Annotated in this window: 17 protein-coding genes; 6 read left to right on the plus strand and 11 right to left on the minus strand. The window is 61.6% G+C overall.

Annotation, left to right across the window (positions count from 1 at the left end; all coding sequences use genetic code 11):
• Nucleotides 1-17: 17 nt before the first annotated feature.
• Entirely contained in the window at nt 18-920 is a 903-nt protein-coding gene (locus J5274_RS17915) for a LysR family transcriptional regulator (protein WP_142830801.1), read from the minus strand.
• A gap of 100 nt (nt 921-1,020) precedes the next feature.
• On the opposite strand from J5274_RS17915, the gene J5274_RS17920 reads away from it, so the two are divergent.
• On the plus strand, nt 1,021-1,392 hold the full coding sequence (locus tag J5274_RS17920; RefSeq protein WP_142830602.1) for a DoxX family protein: 372 nt from the start codon (nt 1,021-1,023) through the stop codon (nt 1,390-1,392).
• Nucleotides 1,393-1,409: 17 nt separating this feature from the next.
• Here J5274_RS17920 and queE read toward each other — a convergent pair whose 3' ends face one another.
• From queE to queC, 3 genes are read right to left on the minus strand one after another with little or no spacing between them, the layout of a single operon-like run.
• A complete protein-coding gene (queE, locus tag J5274_RS17925) occupies nt 1,410-2,147 on the minus strand; it encodes a 7-carboxy-7-deazaguanine synthase QueE (protein ID WP_142830600.1) in 738 nt (245 codons plus the stop codon).
• On the minus strand, nt 2,144-2,500 hold the full coding sequence (gene queD / locus J5274_RS17930; RefSeq protein ID WP_142830598.1) for a 6-carboxytetrahydropterin synthase QueD: 357 nt from the start codon (nt 2,498-2,500) through the stop codon (nt 2,144-2,146). Before queD ends, queE begins: the two co-directional genes overlap by 4 nt.
• Before the next feature lie 2 nt (nt 2,501-2,502).
• On the minus strand, nt 2,503-3,210 hold the full coding sequence (queC, locus tag J5274_RS17935; RefSeq protein WP_142830596.1) for a 7-cyano-7-deazaguanine synthase QueC: 708 nt from the start codon (nt 3,208-3,210) through the stop codon (nt 2,503-2,505).
• Between the two features lie 190 nt (nt 3,211-3,400).
• On the opposite strand from queC, the gene J5274_RS17940 reads away from it, so the two are divergent.
• Together J5274_RS17940 and J5274_RS17945 are read left to right on the plus strand one after the other, a co-directional pair.
• Entirely contained in the window at nt 3,401-4,426 is a 1,026-nt protein-coding gene (locus tag J5274_RS17940) for an SPFH domain-containing protein (protein WP_142830799.1), read from the plus strand.
• A 3-nt stretch (nt 4,427-4,429) separates the two neighbouring features.
• Complete coding sequence (locus J5274_RS17945) at nt 4,430-4,888, plus strand: NfeD family protein (protein WP_142830594.1); 459 nt, start codon at nt 4,430-4,432, stop codon at nt 4,886-4,888.
• Here the strand turns inward: J5274_RS17945 and J5274_RS17950 are convergent, their stop codons facing one another.
• Entirely contained in the window at nt 4,889-5,884 is a 996-nt protein-coding gene (locus tag J5274_RS17950; RefSeq protein WP_142830592.1) for an SIS domain-containing protein, read from the minus strand.
• Between the two features lie 153 nt (nt 5,885-6,037).
• On the opposite strand from J5274_RS17950, the gene J5274_RS17955 reads away from it, so the two are divergent.
• Nucleotides 6,038-7,564 (plus strand): outer membrane beta-barrel protein, encoded by a 1,527-nt coding sequence (locus J5274_RS17955; RefSeq protein WP_142830590.1) that lies wholly within the window; start codon nt 6,038-6,040, stop codon nt 7,562-7,564.
• A gap of 53 nt (nt 7,565-7,617) precedes the next feature.
• Here J5274_RS17955 and galU read toward each other — a convergent pair whose 3' ends face one another.
• Complete coding sequence (gene galU, locus J5274_RS17960; RefSeq protein ID WP_142830588.1) at nt 7,618-8,505, minus strand: UTP--glucose-1-phosphate uridylyltransferase GalU; 888 nt, start codon at nt 8,503-8,505, stop codon at nt 7,618-7,620.
• Between the two features lie 199 nt (nt 8,506-8,704).
• Between galU and J5274_RS17965 the strand changes: the two genes are divergently transcribed.
• Entirely contained in the window at nt 8,705-9,928 is a 1,224-nt protein-coding gene (locus J5274_RS17965; RefSeq protein WP_142830586.1) for a lytic murein transglycosylase, read from the plus strand.
• Between the two features lie 64 nt (nt 9,929-9,992).
• Complete coding sequence (locus tag J5274_RS17970) at nt 9,993-11,186, plus strand: DUF459 domain-containing protein (RefSeq protein WP_224127950.1); 1,194 nt, start codon at nt 9,993-9,995, stop codon at nt 11,184-11,186.
• A 12-nt stretch (nt 11,187-11,198) separates the two neighbouring features.
• On the opposite strand, the gene J5274_RS17975 is transcribed toward J5274_RS17970, so the two are convergent.
• From J5274_RS17975 to gltB, 5 genes are all read right to left on the minus strand, one after another.
• Entirely contained in the window at nt 11,199-11,771 is a 573-nt protein-coding gene (locus J5274_RS17975; protein WP_142830582.1) for a nucleoside 2-deoxyribosyltransferase, read from the minus strand.
• A gap of 71 nt (nt 11,772-11,842) precedes the next feature.
• Entirely contained in the window at nt 11,843-13,297 is a 1,455-nt protein-coding gene (locus tag J5274_RS17980) for a glutamate synthase subunit beta (RefSeq protein ID WP_142830580.1), read from the minus strand.
• Nucleotides 13,298-13,329: 32 nt separating this feature from the next.
• Nucleotides 13,330-13,728, minus strand: coding sequence for a type II toxin-antitoxin system VapC family toxin (locus J5274_RS17985; RefSeq protein ID WP_224127948.1), 399 nt, complete (start codon nt 13,726-13,728; stop codon nt 13,330-13,332).
• Nucleotides 13,725-13,997, minus strand: a complete 273-nt coding sequence (locus J5274_RS17990) for an antitoxin (protein ID WP_161990968.1) — start codon at nt 13,995-13,997, stop codon at nt 13,725-13,727. The genes J5274_RS17985 and J5274_RS17990 overlap by 4 nt, the downstream gene beginning before the upstream one ends.
• 58 nt (nt 13,998-14,055) lie before the next feature.
• Entirely contained in the window at nt 14,056-18,780 is a 4,725-nt protein-coding gene (gene gltB, locus J5274_RS17995; protein ID WP_374113726.1) for a glutamate synthase large subunit, read from the minus strand.
• Nucleotides 18,781-19,016 lie beyond the last annotated feature (236 nt).

Raw genomic sequence — 19,016 nt, forward strand, 5'->3', positions numbered from 1 at the left:
AGGCGTCGGCTTGATGACTAGCTGCACCGCCTGAAATCTTCGACCAACTCGTTGAGCAACCATTTCGCCGCATTGCCGAGCGGTCGGTTTCGATTGCGGACAGCATAGATCGGGATTGAAACGGGAAGAACGCTGGAATCCTTGACATCGAGCCGGACGAGAGAGCCGTCCTGCAAATGATGTTCGACCAGATGCAGCGGCATCGAGCACCAGCCAAAGCCTGCCAAAAGAAACTCCAGTCGGCGAAGCATGTCCACGAACCGCCAGAAACGGGCGCTGACGACGCCATGGCTCGGCCCATCCGGCGCGTGCGGATCGGTCAGGATGAGTTGTACGTAGTCGGCCAGGGTCTCACGCGTGATCTCCCTGCTTTCCGTTGCAAGCGGGTGCGATGGAGCGACGACGGGAACGAGGGTGATCTTCGTCAGGACGTGCGCTTCGAGATCCTGTCCGGCGGTCGGAAAAAGCCCACACAGCGAAATCATCGCCGACCCGTCCCGCACGCGCCGTTCTGCCGCCCAGATACTTTCGGTGAAGAGCGTCACGGGAAGATCGGGAAATGTCGACTGCAGCTTCGACAGGGTCCGCAGCACAGGGCCGGTAGGCGTCATGCTGTCGAGGGCGATCGTCAGTTCCGGCTCGAGCCCCCCGGCGATGGCGCCTGCCGTTCTTTCGAACAGCTCCGCCTGTCGCAGAACCTGCCGCGCCTGTGCAACCAACACACGCCCCGCTTCCGTCAACCGGGGCGAACGGCCGGATCGGTCGAACAGGAGCACCTGCTGCGTGGTTTCCAGCGTCCGGACCGTATTGCTGATCGCAGACTGGACACGTCGCAGCTTCCTTCCAGCCGAGGAAAAGCTCCCCGTATCCGCGATCGTCACAAGCACAGTCAACTGGTCGAGCGTCAGGGACCCAATCATCATCTATCTCCATTAGAGATAGTTCGTATCATCAATCCATCGCTTCTCATACAGTCAGAAGCGTTTACGGTGGGCGCCAATCTCATCTGGAGCAGATAATATGAGCACCACCACTCTAAACTCACCTCGAATCCTGACGATCTCAATCTGGGTCTTGCGCGTCCTCGTCGCGTTGATGTTCCTCGCAGCAGCAACGATGAAGCTGACATCGCAGCCGATGATGGTTGCGGAATTCGAACAGGTCGGCCTCGGCCAGTGGTTTCGCTTCCTGACAGGCGGCCTCGAACTGATCGGCGCCATCGCCGTGCTCGTTCCCCGCACATCCATCCTGGGCGCCCTGCTGCTGCTGCTCGTCGATGCCGGCGCTTTCGTCGCGCAGATTGCGGTCCTGCACATGGACTGGGTCCACACGATCGTCATCGGCGCAGTCATCGCCCTGCTGATCTACCTGCAGCGCCGGGCCGCCGCCTGAGCGTTTCCCGCGCGGCGCTAGACGCCGCGCCGGTTTCCCCAGAGGATGACGTGCAGCTGCGGCAAGACGCGGGCGGCAAACCAGCCGTCCTCGGTCACCCGGTCGATAAGCCACAGCATCCTGTCGGTAATGCCGTCGAGATCGATGACGGCATTTTCCTCGGTTCCCTTCGGAGGCGTATGATTGCCGGGCTGAAGGTAGACCGGCAGATGTGGATGGCGCGCTGCCGCATCGCGGGCATAGGCATAGTCCGCATCGTCGAACACAACGAATTTCAGCACCGTCTCAGGCCGACCGCCGGCTGCATCCAGACAGTGCCGCAAGGCATCCAAATCCGTATCCATGCCGCTCGACGGTGGCTTTGGGCTGAGCACCAGAACGTCGAGATCGCTGAACCAGGTTTTGGCGATCGATCCCTGGGTCTCCAGTGCGAAGCGATAGCCTTCGCCATGTCCCCGGGCGATCAGCGGCGCCAGCGGCTGGATGGCTGGATTGCCGCCCGACAGCGACACGGTGAGCGGGCGATGTCCGGACAGTCGCGTCACCTCCTGCCAGATATCATCCACCGACATCGGCGCCCATGTGTCGCGAAAAGCGCTGTCAACCGCATGCAGGCTGTCGCACCACGAACAGCGATAATCGCACCCGCCGGTGCGCACGAAGACGGTCGGCAAGCCGATCAGCACGCCCTCCCCCTGGATCGTCGGCCCGAAGATCTCGCTGATGCGGATGGGTGTCGCGGTTTCCGGTCTCATGGCCGGTATTCCGCCCAGGTCTTCGGCGTCTCACTCACCCTGACTGCCGATGTTTCCGGCAAGACCGCCCGGCACCAGTCAAAGAAGTGCTTCGCCAGATATTCAGACGTGACCGCGTCATGGCCCAGCACATCGTTGAGATGCCGATGGTCAAAGGTCTCGTCGATGTAGCGCTTGAGCGGGGCCAGTTCATGATAATCGCGCACGAAACCGTCTTCGTTGAGATCGGGCGACGAGAGCTCGACGACGACGATATAGTTGTGGCCATGCAGGCGCGCACATTGGTGATCGGCAGGCAGCCGCGTCAGTTGATGCGATGCCGAGAAATGAAATTCCTTGGTAATGCGAAACACGGCTACACCTCCGTCGCCCGGAAGGAGCCCGTGGCGGCAACCCAGAAGTCTGCATCCTCGTAATCGGTTGGATCGACGACGCCGGCGATGGAAAAGGCTTCGCGCCGCTCGACGCAGGTGCCGCAACGACCGCAATGGCGCTCACCGCCCTTGTAGCAGGACCATGTTTCGACGAACGGCGTGCCATGCTTCACGCCATCTATGACGATATCGGCCTTGGACACAGTGACGTAGGGCGCCAGCAGCGTCACGTCTGCATAGCCGTCGAGCGCTTCCGTCTGCATCCGCTGGAAGCTGTCGATGAAGCCCGGTCGGCAATCCGGATAGATGAAGTGATCGCCGCCATGCACGGCGACTGCGACAGCATCGGCCTTGCGGGCTGCGGCGACGCCGAAGGCAATCGCCAGCATGATGGCATTGCGATTGGGAACGATGGTGGATTTCATCGTTTCCTCGGCATAGTGGCCGTCCGGCACCGCGATATTGTCGGTGAGAGCCGAACCAGTGAGGTGGCGGCCTATGCCGCTGATGTCGATGATTTCATGCCATACGCCGAGGCGCTGGGCGCAGGCGGCGGCAAAATCGAGTTCCTTGCGGTGTCTTTGACCGTAGTCGAAGGATAGCAGTCCGAGGAGAGATCCCTCTGCGGCTGTTCTGTAGGCAAGCGAAACGGAATCCAGTCCGCCGGAGCAGACGACGATGGTTTTCATAACAGGTGTCCTTGTTTTTACCGGGTAGGCTGCGACCGGTTAGTTCAATGGGCGTTCTCTAGGGCAAACATCCGCAGCTGGAAACGGCTTTTTTACGACCTGCGACAAATCGTTTGTCGCAACTTCATCGGCAACGGGTGTGCTTCCACCATCGGCTGGGCTATGCTGCCGTGGAACAGGGATGGGAAAAATAATGCTGGGTGGATTTGATATCGTTGTAATTGCGATCGTGGTGCTTGTCGTGCTGGTTCTGTTTGCCGGCATCAAGACGGTGCCGCAGGGCTATCGCTACACTATCGAGCGGTTCGGCCGCTACACGCGCACACTGGAGCCGGGCCTGAACCTGATCCTGCCGTTCATCGAGCGTATCGGCACCCGGATGAATGTCATGGAGCAGGTGCTGGCCGTACCGACGCAGGAAGTCATCACCAAGGACAATGCCAGCGTCTCAGCCGATGCCGTGTGCTTCTACCAGGTGTTGAATGCCGCCCAGGCCGCCTACCAGGTGTCCAACCTCGAAAACGCCATTCTCAACCTGACAATGACCAACATCCGCTCTGTCATGGGCTCGATGGACCTCGACGAACTGCTGTCCAATCGCGAGATCATCAACGACAAGCTGCTGCGCGTCGTCGACGAGGCCGTCGGCCCCTGGGGCATCAAGGTAACCCGCGTCGAGATCAAGGATATCCAGCCGCCGCGCGATCTCGTCGACGCCATGGGCCGGCAGATGAAGGCCGAGCGCGAAAAGCGTGCCCAGGTACTCGAGGCCGAAGGCTCGCGAAACGCCCAGATCCTGCGCGCCGAAGGTGCCAAGCAGGCGGCGATCCTGCAGGCAGAAGGCCAGCGTGAGGCCGCCTATCGCAATGCCGAAGCCCGGGAACGCCTGGCAGAAGCCGAGGCCAAGGCGACGCTCGTCGTCTCCCAGGCGATCGCTGCCGGCGACGTGCAGGCGATCAATTACTTCGTCGCCCAGAAATACACCGAGGCCCTGACCGCAATCGGTTCTGCCTCGAATTCGAAGATCGTGCTGATGCCGATGGAGGCATCCTCCATTCTGGGCTCGCTCGGCGGTATCGGCGCTATCGCCCGCGAAGTGTTCGGCGGCGAAGCGCCAAGCAGCCGACCCGCTGTCGAGCAAGCGCCTCGACCGCGCTCCACGCCGGCACGCACCACGCCGCTGGTCAATCCGCTGAACCCGCCGCGGGAGACCTGACGCATGCTGAGCGATCTGGTCGTCCAGCTCGGACCTTGGAGCTGGTGGGTGCTCGGGCTGGCACTGCTGGCGGCAGAACTTCTCGTTCCCGGCGTGTTTCTCGTCTGGATCGGACTTGCCGCAATCATCGTCGGCGCCCTGTCGCTTGGCCTCTGGGAGGAGCGCATCTGGAGCTGGCAGCTGCAGATGCTGCTGTTTGCCGCTCTCGCCGTCGGCGCAGCGCTCCTCGGACGACGGTATGTCTATCGCAACAGGCATGAAACCGATGAGCCGTTTCTCAACCAGCGCAGCGCCGGTCTTGTCGGCCGCACCACGGTCCTCAACGAACCCATCGTCGAAGGGCGCGGACGCGTCAATCTCGACGATACCTACTGGAAGGTCATCGGCCCCGACCTGCCCGCAGGAACCCGCGTCAAGGTCATCGGCAGCGACGGCCGGCAGTTGACGGTGGAGCCTGCCTGATCAGGCAACCCCGATCCGCAACAGATCGTGGAAATGCACCAGCCCGATAGGCCGGCGGTCTTCGTCGACGACCAGCAATGCCGAGATATTGTTGTTGTTGAGAACTGCCATCGCGCCTGTCGCGAGCGTCGTTGCCCGCACCGTCTTCGGGTCGATGGTCATGATATCATCGACATTGAGCTCGGCGAGGCTCCGGCCCAGATTGCGCGCGATGTCGCCGTCTGTGACGATACCGCAGAGCCGTCCGTCAGCATCGAGAACGCCTACGCAACCGAAGCGCATCTTTGACAGCGTGCTGATCGCCTGCGGCAGCGGCGTGCCTTGGGGGACAAGCGGTACACGCTCGCCGGTGTGCATGATATCGGCGACGTGGGTCAGGCTGGCGCCCAGCTTGCCGCCGGGATGAAAGACGTGGAAGTCGCTGGCGGTAAAGCCCCGCGCTTCCATCAGCGCCACCGCCAACGCATCGCCTATGGCCAGTTGAAGCAACGTCGATGTCGTCGGCGCCAGGCCATGCGGGCAGGCCTCCTGCTCCTTCGGTAGCAGCAGGACCACATCGGCTTCACGGCCGAGCGAGGACGCCGCGCCGGAGGTGATGGCGATCAGCGGCACCGAAAAGCGACGGCAATAGTTGAGGATGCCCTTGAGCTCGGCGGTCTCGCCGCCCCACGACATGGCAATGATCACATCGTCATGGGCAATCATGCCGAGATCGCCGTGATTGGCTTCGGCGGAATGCACAAAAAAGGCCGGCGTTCCCGTCGAGGCCAGCGTCGCCGCCAGCTTGACACCGACATGCCCGCTCTTGCCGACACCCGTAACGATGACGCGGCCGGTGATATCGCCGATCAGCGCCACGGCGCGCGAGAACGGCTCCGCCAGTCCATCGGCCAAGGCACGCTCCAGCGCCTCGAGGCCCCGTCTTTCGGTTTCGATCGTCCGCATCGCCGATTGGATTGCGCCGTTCTCGACCGGATTGAAAGCTCGCTTGTTCATGGCTACGGGTTAGCGCTTTTTGCCAAATCTGTCCATGCGAGAAAGCTGGCTAAGACCCGGTGACCTACACCGAGGCCGGCCTTTCGCAACGAAGCGTTAACCACATGCCTTTACGGTGGGTTAACGACTTCGAGCTTCCGGGCACGGGATAGCATGGCAATTGGCAAAGACAAGGCGGCTGACCACTCGCGCAGCGTGACGGCATATGCCGTCACGGCGGCGCTCGGTTGCGGACTGTTGATGGCGCCGATGCAGTCAGCCGCGCAGGCCGTGAACCAGGCTGCCACCGCCACGACGCCGGTTGCTGTCGATCCGAATGCGCCCGTTACCCCAACGACGGATACGGGCGGCACCGCAACAGCAACAGCAACCGCAACGGCTACGACATCGGACGCCAGGACGACCGACGCCGATGCCCGGCCCAATCCCCGGCTGGTCTTCGACGCTCCCGACACACTCAGGACGGGGTCGATCCTCGACGACGACATCGGCCGCGTGAACATGCGCGGCAGCGACCTGAATAGCCTGCGCTCCAAGGCAAAACCAACCGACGACCAGCAACTCGGTATAAAGCTCGGCACCTTCACGCTCCGACCGTCGGTGAACCAGTCCTACAATGTCGAGACCAACAAGGGCGGCGGCACCAACGATCACCGAACTTACCTGCAATCGGATTTCGAGAACACGCTGACATCGGACTGGGATCGCCACCAGCTGACGATCACCGGCAACGGCATCTGGCAGCGCAATGTCAGCGGCACCGGCGAGGAGCAGCCAAGCATCAATCTCGGCGCCGACCTGCGCCTCGATCTTGCCGAGCAGACCACGGCCCACCTGACAGGCGGATACAAGTTTTTCCGCGAGGACACCGACGATCCCAACGCGCTGAGCGGCGCGACAAAGCAATCCAACGTCAACGAGTACGATCTCGGCGCGTCGATAGAGCGTGATTTCGGCCTGCTGCGCGGCACGACCGCAGTGACCCTCGCCCGCACCGTCTATTCGGATGCTACTCTGGCGGATGGCACGCTGGTGTCGCTCAGCGATCGCAACCAGACGGCTGGCACATGGCGCGGTCGGATCGGCTATGAGCTGTCTCCCGCCCTCATCCCGTTTCTCGAGGTCCAGGTTGGCAAGGCGCTCTATGACGACAAGCGCGACAGCGCCGGCTATGAACGCTCGAACAGCAGCTATGGCGCAAAGGCTGGCGTACAGCTCGATCTTGGCGAAAAGCTGAGGGGCGAACTTGGGATAGGCTACCAGCACACCGGCTTCGACGATGCGCGGCTTGCGTCAATCGATTCGCCGACCGTGGATGGCAGCATCGCCTGGTCGCCGCAACGAGGCACGGATGTCAGCCTCGGTTTTGCGACAACGGTGCAGCCTTCGACCACCGCCGGCGAGAGCGGCTATGTCGCCTATCAGCTCACCGGCACGGTAGCCCATCAGATCCGCGACACCGTCACCGGCAAGATTACCGGCGGCACCACATGGCGCAATTATACGGATGGCAGCACCACCAGAGACCAGCAGGTCTATGATGCGGCCCTCGGCTTGACGTGGGGAATAAATCGCTACCTCGATATGACCAGCAATATCGGTTACGAACTGACGACCCAGAACTCTGGCGACGATACGCGCCAATTCCGCGCGGGCCTTGGTCTGACGGTAAAGCGTTAGAAACGCTCGGGAAAGGGAGCCGCCCGCCCCGAAAGGCGAGCAGCGCTTGGTCGTTACTTCAGGGCTGCGAGCAGCGCCTTGAAACCGTCTTCGACAGTCGGACGGATATCGGCACGCGACAGAGCGAAGGCGACGTTGGCGAGGATGAAGCCATCCTTGGCGCCGCAGTCGTAGGTTTCACCCTTGAAGTGGTAGCCAGCGAAATCTTGCTGCTTGGCAAGCTTTAGCATGCCGTCGGTCAGCTGGATCTCATTGCCGGAGCCGCGCTCCTGATGCTCGAGGATGTGGAAGATCTCGGGCTGGAGAATGTACCGGCCGTTGATGAAGAAGTTCGACGGGGCAGAACCCTGCGGCGGCTTCTCGACCATTTCGGTCACCCGGAAACCGTTGCCGATGCTTTCGCCGACGCCGACGATGCCGTATTTATGGGTCTGGTCCGGCGCACATTCCTCGACGCCGATGACGTTGCCGCCGCTCTGCTCGTAGAGTTCGATCATGCTTTTCATGCAGCCGACATCGGATTGCATGACCATGTCGGGCAGCAACAGCGCAAACGGCTCGTCGCCGACGATCTCACGCGCACACCAGACCGCGTGGCCGAGGCCGAGCGGCTCCTGCTGGCGGGTAAAGCTGGCCGTGCCGGCAATCGGCAGCAGGTTGTTGAGCAGCGTCAACTCGGCCTTCTTGTTACGCTGGCGCAGCGTCTGCTCGAGTTCGAACTGAATGTCGAAATAGTCTTCAATGACGTGCTTGCTGCGTCCGGTGACGAAGACAAAATGCTCGATGCCGGCTTCCATCGCCTCGTCTACGACGTACTGGATGACCGGCTTATCGACGACCGTCAGCATTTCCTTCGGTACTGCCTTTGTTGCCGGCAGAAACCGCGTTCCAAGGCCAGCGACCGGAAACACAGCCTTACGTACTTTCTTATGCAGTCCCACACGTACCTCCTGGGCGATCCGCCCGTAGTTGATCAGGCAAACGAAGCCATCGCTAATTTAAAATTGCTACGATTTGGCGAAAGATGACCGCGGCCTCGTTGCATGGTAAAGATTTTGTTGACTTTGTTTGTCTAAACTTAAGCTTGGCCTATGCGGCGCAGTGCCGTTACGAGCCATCATGATGACGGACACGGCTTCTATGACCCAAGCTCGCAAACACTCCTTTTCTAGTCTCTCCCTCGCGGTTGCGCTTGGCGTTTTTGCGGGGCTAGCGCCCCATAACGCCTTTGCAGACACAGGGTTCCGGAAGTGGATTACCGGCTTTTACGACACAGCCGAGAAAAGCGGCATCAGCAAGGCGACCTATCAGAGGGCCTTCGCCGGTGTGAACGACCCGGATCCGACCGTACTGGAAAAAGCCGGCTCTCAAGCCGAGTTCACGACGCAAATTTGGGACTATATGGACTCCCGCGTCAACCCCTATACCGTTGAGGTCGGTCGAAAAATGGCGTCCAAATACGGGACGACGTTGCGCACGATCGAAAAGCAATATGGCGTAGACCGAAACATTCTCCTCGCCATCTGGTCGATGGAATCCAATTACGGCGCAGTTCTGGAGAAGGACGAGCGGCTGCATTACGTGCCCCGCGCCTTGGCGACCCTTGCCTACGCCGACCGCAAGCGGGCCAAATACGCCCGCACGCAGCTGATTGCCGCGCTGAAGATTCTGCAGAGGGGCGAAGTATCGCCGGATAACCTGACGGGCTCCTGGGCCGGTGCCATGGGTCACACGCAGTTCATTCCGACGAGTTACCTTCTCTACGCCGTCGACGAAGACGGCAACGGCCGCCGAGACATCTGGCATTCCGTCCCCGACGCCCTTGCGACATCGGCAAACCTGCTGATGAAGAATGGCTGGCAGACGGGCAAGACATGGGGCTACGAGGTCGTCGTTCCCAAGGGCGGCAGCGCCCAGGCCGGCAAGACCCATACGCTGAAGGAATGGGCGGCGCTCGGTTTCACAAGGCCGGACGGCAAGGCGTTTCGCCTCGCGACCGATCGTGCCCAGCTGAAAATGCCGGGCGGCGCCAACGGTCCGGGCTTCCTGATGACCAACAACTTTTTCACCATCAAGCGCTACAACGCCGCCGACAGCTACGCCATCGCCGTTGGTATGCTGGCCGACGAGATCGCCGGCTATGGCGGCATGCGCCAATCCTGGCCCCGGCCATCCGGCGCCCTCAACGTCAAGGAGAAGTTCGAACTCCAGACGCGACTGAAATCGCTCGGTTATTACGACGGCATCGTCGACGGCAATTTCGGTTCCGGCTCGAAGGCAGCCATCGCGGCAGTCCAGGGGCGGCTGGGGCTCGGCGCCGATGGCGAACCTTCGATGGAATTGTTGAAGGCATTGCGCCGCTAGCACCCGCCGTGCCGTTCGGCCAATGTCGGCCAATATCCCGGAGACGAGCAGGATGCGATCCCGGATGATCCAATCGCTGAAGACGGCAAGAAAAGCCGCGAGGCTGCTTGTTGCGGCGTTCGCGGCGGGCTGCCTTGTGCTTGTCACGGTTATTCCGGCAGGCGCCCAGCAACGCTACGAGCGCCGTACGCTCATGGATTTGCTCTTTGGCCGGCAAGCTGCGCCAGAACGCCAGCCCCGGTATGACGAGTATCCTTCACCTCCCCGCCGCCAGCCCCGACCTCCGAAGAGGGCCTCGCCGCCCGTCGCTAAAGCAACGACCGCAAAGCCCGACACGGCGCAGCCGACCGCCAAGCTCGACTCCGCAAAGACCGTGCTCGTGGTCGGCGACTTTCTTGCCACGGGCCTCGGCGACGGCCTACGGGACGCATTTTCCGCCTCCCCTGGCGTGGCCATCCAGACACGCGGCAATATCGCCTCCGGCCTGGTGCGTACCGATTACTACGATTGGCAGGCGCAACTGCCGAAGATGCTGGATGCCTTGAAGCCGGCCGTTGTGGTCGTCACCATCGGCGCAAACGATCGCCAGCAGATGATCGCCCCTGGCCTCAACGAGAAATTCGGCAGCGATACCTGGTTGCTGGCCTACGAGGAACGGGTGCAGGCCTTTGCAAAGCTCGTTGCCACGCGGCATATCCCGCTCATCTGGGTTGGCCTGCCACCTTTTGGTTCCGACGACATGACCGCCGATGTCGTCAGGCTTAACCAGATCTACCAGAGCCAGGTGGAAAGCACAGGCGGCGAGTTCGTCGATCTCTGGGGTGGTTTTACCGATGAAGACGGCAAGTTCATCGTCACCGGCTCCGACATCAACGGCCAGCAGGTGCGCCTGCGCACTGCCGATGGCGTCAATATGACCGATGCCGGCCGGCGCAAGATGGCCTTCTACGCCGAAAAGCCGATCCGCAGGCTGCTCGGAGATCAGGCAAGCCCCGATATCGTGCGCCTCGACACCGATACGACGATCAATCCGGCTACGATGCCCGAGAAGGAAACGGCTGCGCCGGAAACCCGCACCCCTCCCATCAGCCTTTCCGATCCCGAACTCGATGGCGGATCGGTGCTTCTCGGAAATGCGGGCCCGTCTACATCTGGCCCGCCGTCGCCCCGCGACCTGCTCGTCGAGAAAGGCGAAATCGCCCCCGCGCCTGCAGGCCGCGTCGACGATTACAGGTTGCCGGACGCGACAAAGCCCTGATTGCGTCAAAGTTTACGTTTTAGAGCGTCCGGCCAGCGCCACGAGACACGCCTCGAAGGCTGTGAGGTCCGAGTAGAGCCGGCCAGCATCGGCTGCATGCAAGGCAATGTGTCCCCCGCGACGCTCGATGCCACCATGCAGCATCAGGTTTTCGATCATCTCGAAATCCTCCAGAGACATCCCGTCCGGGCCGCGCTTGCGTCCATCGGCCCCTTCGCTGACGTCACCGCCATAGTAATCGCTGGTTCTCGCAAAATGGTTGGCGGTGATGTTTGTGTAGGCGGCAACCAGCTTTCCCTGCGCACACATGTAGCCGAGTTCGAAGGCCGTGCCGACATCGGCGGCAATGCCGCGAAACGGCGTCAGGTTGGCAATCACACCATCCGCACGGTTCATCATGTCCTCGTCGACAGCGCTGATCTTCAGGCCGAATTCATGGCGGGTCGGCGCCGGCTCGATCGAGATATCGCCGGGGCAGATCGGTTCGAAACCGTAGGCGCGGGTCATCTCCGCCTTGGCATCGAGGATTTCGCGGGCGTTGGGAAGGAAAACCTCCGGCCCCGCAAGGTAGAGTTTCAAAGCCATGGCCGGGTTTCCGCTAAAGGGCTGACAAAGAAAAACAGCCCGGCGAACCGGGCTGCCAGGGAGGCGATGTATCAGGCCGGAAGCACCGTGCTTCCCATCAGCGCCTCGTCGATGGCGCGTGCCGCCTGGCGGCCTTCGCGGATGGCCCAGACGACCAGCGACTGGCCGCGGCGCACGTCGCCGGCCGTCCAGAGCTTGTCGACCGAGGTCCGGTAGTCCTTGTCGTTGGCAACGACGTTGGTCGATCCGCGACGGTCGGTATTGACCGTCATCTTGCCTTCCATCTCCTTCAGCACGCCGTCCGCGAACGGACCCCGGAAACCGATGGCGATAAAGGCGAGATCGGCGCGGATCACGAATTCAGTTCCGGCGATCGGCTTGCGCTTGTCATCGACTTCGCAGCACTTGACGCCGGTGAGAACACCGTCCTCGCCGATGAATTCCAGTGTCGCCACCTGGAACTCGCGAACCGCACCCTCTGCCTGCGAAGATGACGTACGCATTTTGGTAGCCCAGAACGGCCAGACGGCGAGCTTGTCTTCCTTTTCCGGCGGCTGCGGGCGGATGTCGAGTTGGGTGACGCGGACAGCGCCCTGGCGAAAGGCCGTGCCGACGCAATCCGATGCCGTATCGCCGCCACCGACGACGACGACATGCTTGCCGCCGGCAAGGATCGGATCGGATGGCCAGCCGACACTGTCGATGTTTTCGCGGCCGATGCGGCGGTTCTGCTGCACCAGATACGGCATCGCATCGTGGACGCCGAACAATTCCGTGCCGGGCACGCCGCTTTCGCGCGGCGTTTCAGAGCCACCACAATAGAGCACGGCATCATGCTCGGCGAGCAACTGCTCGACCGGCAGGTCGACGCCGACATTGGCCCCGTAGTGGAAGGTCACACCTTCGCCGGTCATCTGCTCGACGCGGCGGTCGATGAAGTTCTTCTCCATCTTGAAGTCCGGAATGCCGTAGCGCAGCAGGCCGCCGGCCTTGGATTCCCGCTCATAGACATGGACGTCATGGCCAGCACGACCGAGCTGCTGGGCGGCAGCAAGGCCAGCTGGACCCGATCCGATGATCGCGACTTTCTTGCCGGTATGGACCGTGGCCGGCTGCGGCCGGATGAAGCCGAGCTCATAGGCCTTGTCGGCAATCGCCTGTTCGACCGTCTTGATGGCGACCGGCGCATCTTCCAGATTGAGCGTGCAGGCTTCCTCGCAAGGCGCGGGGCAGACGCGGCCGGTGAACTCCGGGAAGTTGTTGGTCGAATGCAGGTTGCGGATCGCCTCTTCCCAGTTGTTGTTATAGACGAGGTCGTTCCAGTCGGGGATCTGGTTGTGCACCGGGCAACCGGTCGGGCCGTGGCAATAGGGGATGCCACAGTCCATGCAGCGGGCGGCCTGTTTCTGGACCTCGGGATCCGACATCGGGATTGTGAATTCGCGGAAATGACGAATACGATCGGACGCCGGCTGGTACTTGCCAACCTGCCGGTCAATTTCCATAAATCCTGTAACCTTACCCATACCCTAGTCTTCCCTTGCCCTCATGACTGCGTTTAGAGCAGCCAGTTTTCAACCTTTAATCCCGGCACGCGGGAAAATTCTCGCTCGTTGTTCGTCACCAGCACCGCATCTAGCGCCAGGGCGTGGGCCGCGATCCAAAGATCGTTATGCCCGATGTTTTTTCCTTGTCGCAAGGCCAGTCTCACCTCAGCATAGCGCTTATCGCACGGCATGCTCAGTGACGCGACATAGAGCCGCCGCGTGATCGCAAAGACCTTTTTTGACAGCAGTTGAGAACCGCTTTTTTGTACGCCGTAACAGATCTCACCGTAGCTGATGATACTGATGAGCACGTTCTCCTCGCCCACCTCGATCATCTTTTCCAGCACCTTCCCCCGGGGATCACGTACCATCGCCGAAACGATGTTCGTATCGAGCATGAAGGTTGTCAAAGATCCACCTCTCGCAGCGGTTCCTCATCGTCGTGGCCGATGAGGAAGTCCTCGCCATCCCATGCCTCAGCTTGCTGCAGATAGTTGATCAGCCCAGCCGTAACCGCCGTCCTCATCAGGATAGACCCGTCCGGCTGGCGGACTAATATCGCTCGATCTCCCTCGAACTCGAATTCCTTCGGTATGCGCACCGCGCGACTGCGCCCGTTCTTGAAGATGCTGACCGTGACGCCAACGCCCTCGTCTGGCTCATTTACACGTTCGTTCATGTCAAGCTCCTTCGCCGCCATATGCCAACAGCATATCACGACGAAGAAGTTTGGTAAATCACTCCGCCGCGACGCCCATGCGGCTGCGCTCCATCTCCTCCAGCGCCCGGCGATATTCGACCGGCATCACCTTGCGGAACTTCGGACGATATTCCGCCCAGTTGTCGAGGATCAGCTTGGCGCGGGTGGAGCCCGTGTAGTGCAGGTGGTTGGAGATCAGCTGATAGAGCCGCTCCTCGTCGTGGCGGGTCATGTCGCCTGATACGTCGACGCGGCCCTTGTGCATGAGGTCGCCACCGTGGTGGTGCAGCTTTTCGAGCATGTCGTCCTCTTCGGGAACCGGCTCGAGCTCGACCATCGCCATGTTGCAGCGCTTGGCGAAATCGCCGGTCTGGTCGAGCACGTAGGCGACACCGCCCGACATGCCGGCAGCAAAGTTGCGGCCGGTTTCGCCAAGCACGACGACGACGCCGCCGGTCATGTATTCGCAGCCGTGGTCGCCGACGCCTTCAACGACGGCAATCGCGCCCGAGTTGCGCACGGCAAAGCGCTCGCCGGCGATACCGCGGAAGTAGCACTCGCCTTCGGTGGCGCCGTAAAGCACCGTGTTGCCGACGATAATCGACTCCTCGGCGAGGATCCGCGAGTTCTCCGGCGGGCGGATGATGATGCGGCCACCCGAAAGTCCCTTGCCGACATAGTCGTTCCCGTCACCGATCAGGTTGAAGGTGATGCCGTGCGCCAGGAACGCCCCGAACGACTGGCCGGCCGTGCCACGCAGCGTGACGCTGATCGTGTCGTCCTTGAGCCCCTTGTGCCGATAGCGCTTGGCAACTTCGCCCGACAGCATCGCGCCGGTCGAGCGGTCGACGTTCTTGATGCCGACTTCGAATGCGACAGGCGTCTTCGACGTAAGCGCCGGCATGGCCTGCTCGATCAGCTGGCGGTCGAGGATATCGTCGATCGGGTGCTTCTGGCGGGCGGTCCAGTAAGTGTCTTCCTTCGGCGCCTCGACCTTGTGGAAGATGCGCGAGAAATCGAGACCCTCGGCCTTCCAGTGCGCCAGCATCTGGTTCTTCTCGAGCAGTTCCGAAGCGCCGATGATATCGTCGAGCTTGGAGACACCGAGCGAGGCGAGGATTTCGCGTACTTCTTCGGCGACGAAGAAGAAGTAGTTGATGACATGCTCAGGAGCACCCTTGAAGCGCTTGCGCAGAACCGGGTCCTGCGTGGCAACGCCCACCGGACAGGTGTTGAGGTGGCACTTGCGCATCATGATGCAGCCGGCCGCGATCAGCGGCGCGGTGGCAAAGCCGAATTCGTCGGCGCCGAGCAATGCCCCCACGATGACGTCGCGGCCGGTCTTCAGGCCGCCATCGACCTGCAGGGCGACGCGCGAACGCAGGCCGTTCAGCACCAGCGTCTGCTGCGTTTCGGCAAGGCCAATTTCCCAGGGCGAACCGGCATGCTTCAGCGAGGTCAGCGGCGATGCGCCGGTACCGCCGTCGAAGCCGGAGATGGTGATGTGGTCGGCGCGCGCCTTGGCAACGCCGGCGGCAACCGTGCCGACGCCAACTTCCGAGACCAGCTTGACCGAAACATCGGCTTCCGGGTTGACGTTCTTCAGATCGTAGATCAGCTGCGCCAGATCTTCGATCGAATAGATGTCATGGTGCGGCGGCGGCGAGATCAGGCCGACGCCGGGGGTGGAGTGCCGGGTCTTGGCAACCGTTGCATCGACCTTGTGGCCCGGCAACTGGCCGCCCTCGCCGGGCTTTGCACCCTGCGCTACCTTGATCTGCAGCATGTCGGCATTGACCAGATACTCCGCCGTGACGCCGAAGCGGCCGGAGGCGATCTGCTTGATGGCCGAGCGTTCCGGGTTCGGTGAACCGTCACGCAGCGGGAAATAGCGGTCGGACTCTTCGCCGCCTTCGCCGGTGTTCGACTTTCCGCCGATCCGGTTCATGGCGATGGCAAGCGTCGTATGCGCCTCGCGCGAAATCGAGCCGAACGACATGGCACCGGTCGAGAAACGCTTGACGATATCGATGGCCGGCTCGACCTCGTCGATAGAGATCGGCTCGCGGCCGAGCGCTTCGGCACCCTTGATGGTGAACAGGCCACGGATGGTGTTCATCCTGAGGTCGGACTGGTTGACCATTTCCGCAAACTCGCGGTAACGATCCTGCGCATTGCCGCGCACAGCGTGCTGCAGCGACGCAATCGCATCCGGCGACCAGGCATGCGCTTCGCCGCGCATCCGGTAAGCATACTCGCCGCCGATATCCAGCGTCGTTGCGAGGATCGGATCCTTGCCGAAGGCCGCGCGGTGGCGGGAAACGGTTTCCTCGGCGATGGCATCGAGGCCGACGCCTTCGATCATCGTGGCGGTGCCGAAGAAGTACTTATCCACCAGTTCCTGCTGCAGGCCGATGGCATCGAAGATCTGCCCGCCGCAATAGGACTGGTAGGTCGAGATACCCATCTTCGACATTACCTTGAGGATGCCCTTGCCGACAGCCTTGATGAAGCGGGTAACGATTTCGCTGGCGTCGACTTCCTTCGGGAACTCGCCCTTGGCATGCATGTCGAGCAGTGTGTCGAAAGCGAGATAGGGGTTGATCGCCTCGGCGCCATAGCCGGCGAGCAGGCAGAAGTGATGGATCTCGCGCGGCTCGCCGGTTTCGACGACGAGACCAACCGAGGTGCGCAGACCCTTGCGGATCAGATGATGGTGGACGGCCGCCGTTGCCAGCAGCGCCGGGATAGCGATGCGGTCCGGGCCCATCTGCCGGTCGGAGAGCACGATGATGTTGTAGCCGCCCTTGACCGCAGCTTCGGCCCGTTCGCATAGACGCTCGAGCATCTCCTCCATACCGCCGGCGCCGCGCTCGACGTCGTAGGTGAAGTCGAGAGTCTTGGTGTCGAAACGGTCTTCCGTATGCCCGATAGAGCGGATCTTCTCGAGATCGCCATTGGTGAGGATCGGCTGGCGAACTTCCAGCCGCTTCGCCTTGGCAGCACCCTCGTGATCCAGCAAATTCGGACGCGGCCCGATGAAGGAGACGAGGCTCATCACCAGCTCTTCGCGGATCGGATCGATCGGCGGGTTGGTGACCTGGGCGAAGTTCTGCTTGAAATAGGTGTAAAGCAGCTTCGACTTCGACGACATCGCCGAGATAGGCGTATCCGTGCCCATCGAGCCGATTGCTTCCTGGCCCGTTGTTGCCATCGGCGACATCAGGATCTTGGTGTCTTCCAGCGTGTAGCCGAACGCCTGCTGGCGATCGAGCAGCGAAACGTCGCGGCGCAGCGCACGGGGTTCTACAGTGTTCAGCTCCTCGAGGATCAGCTGGGTGCGATCGAGCCACTGGCGATAGGGATGCTTGGTCGCAAGCTCCGACTTCACTTCGTCGTCGGAGACGATGCGACCCTTGTCCATGTCGATCAGCAGCATCTTGCCCGGCTGCAGGCGCCACTTCTGGATGATGTTTTCTTCCGGCACCGGCAGCACGCCGGCCTCCGACGCCATGATGACGCGGTCGTCGTTGGTGACGAGATAGCGTGCCGGACGAAGGCCGTTGCGGTCGAGCGTCGCGCCGATCTGCGTGCCATCGGTGAAGGCAACCGCAGCGGGGCCGTCCCATGGCTCCATCAGGGCGGCATGATATTCGTAGAATGCCTTACGATCCGGCGCCATCGACTGGTTGCCGGCCCAGGCTTCCGGGATCAGCATCATGACGGCATGGGCCATGGAATAGCCGCCGCGAACGAGGAACTCGAGCGCGTTGTCGAAGCAGGCCGTATCGGACTGGCCCTCATAGGAGATCGGCCACAGCTTGGAGATGTCCTCGCCGAACAGCGGCGACGACACGGACGCCTGGCGGGCGGCCATCCAGTTGACGTTGGAGCGCAGAGTGTTGATCTCGCCGTTATGGGCGACCATGCGATAGGGATGGGCGAGCTTCCACGACGGAAACGTGTTGGTCGAGAAACGCTGGTGCACGAGGGCGACAGCCGATTCGAACCGCGGGTCGGTCAGGTCCTTGTAATAGGCACCCACCTGATAGGCGAGGAACATGCCCTTGTAGACGATAGTCTTCGACGAGAGCGACACCGGATAAAAACCGCTCTCCTCGCCGTCATATTCGGCATAGATACGGTTAGAGATGACCTTGCGGAGCGTGAACAGCCGACGCTCGAACTCGTCATGGCTGGCTGCATCGCGGCCGATGCCGATGAACACCTGCACATGGTGCGGTTCCGTAGCGGCAATATGCTCGGCCTTCGACAGCGAAGAGTTGTCGACCGGCACATCGCGGAAACCGAGCAGCACCTGGCCTTCCTCGACGATGACATCCTCGACGGTCTTCTTGAAATGGGCGATCAGCGTCTCGTCCTGCGGCAGGAAAAAGTGACCGACGCCATAATCGCCGATGGCAGGCAGAGTGACGCCCTGCAGTGCCATTTCCTCGCGGAAGAAGCGATCGGGTATCTGCACGAGAATGCCCGCACCGTCGCCCATCAGCGGATCGGCGCCGACGGCACCGCGATGAGTCAAGTTCTCGAGGATGAACAGGCCGTCCTGGACGATCTGGTGCGACTTCTGCCCCTTCATATGGGCGACGAAGCCGACACCGCAGGCATCATGTTCGTTACGGGGATCGTAGAGGCCCTGTTTGCGCGGAAGAGCGGACATGGAATGGCGCGCCTTGACCGATGCATCCGTCTCGACGGCTGCGGCCAGGCTCAATGTCGTGGATGGCGTTACGTTCGTCATCGTCTTTCCTCCTGCAAACCCCGCGCCGCGGGCGTCCCTTCGTCCCGCGCGCCCAGTATATGGGCGACACGCGACAGCGCTGTTGCATGTTTAAAGATCCGGCCGCAGACATCGCGTTGGGGGCGATAGATCGGCTTTCCCACCAGTCACAGTTTCGGATGCGCCATCTGGAAGGACGGGCATCTCGAAAACTATAACGTGAAATCCCAGCTCCGCTAGGATTTTTGGCGGGGTGC

The organism is Rhizobium sp. L51/94 (assembly GCF_019355555.1).
Classification (GTDB): domain Bacteria; phylum Pseudomonadota; class Alphaproteobacteria; order Rhizobiales; family Rhizobiaceae; genus Rhizobium; species Rhizobium rhododendri.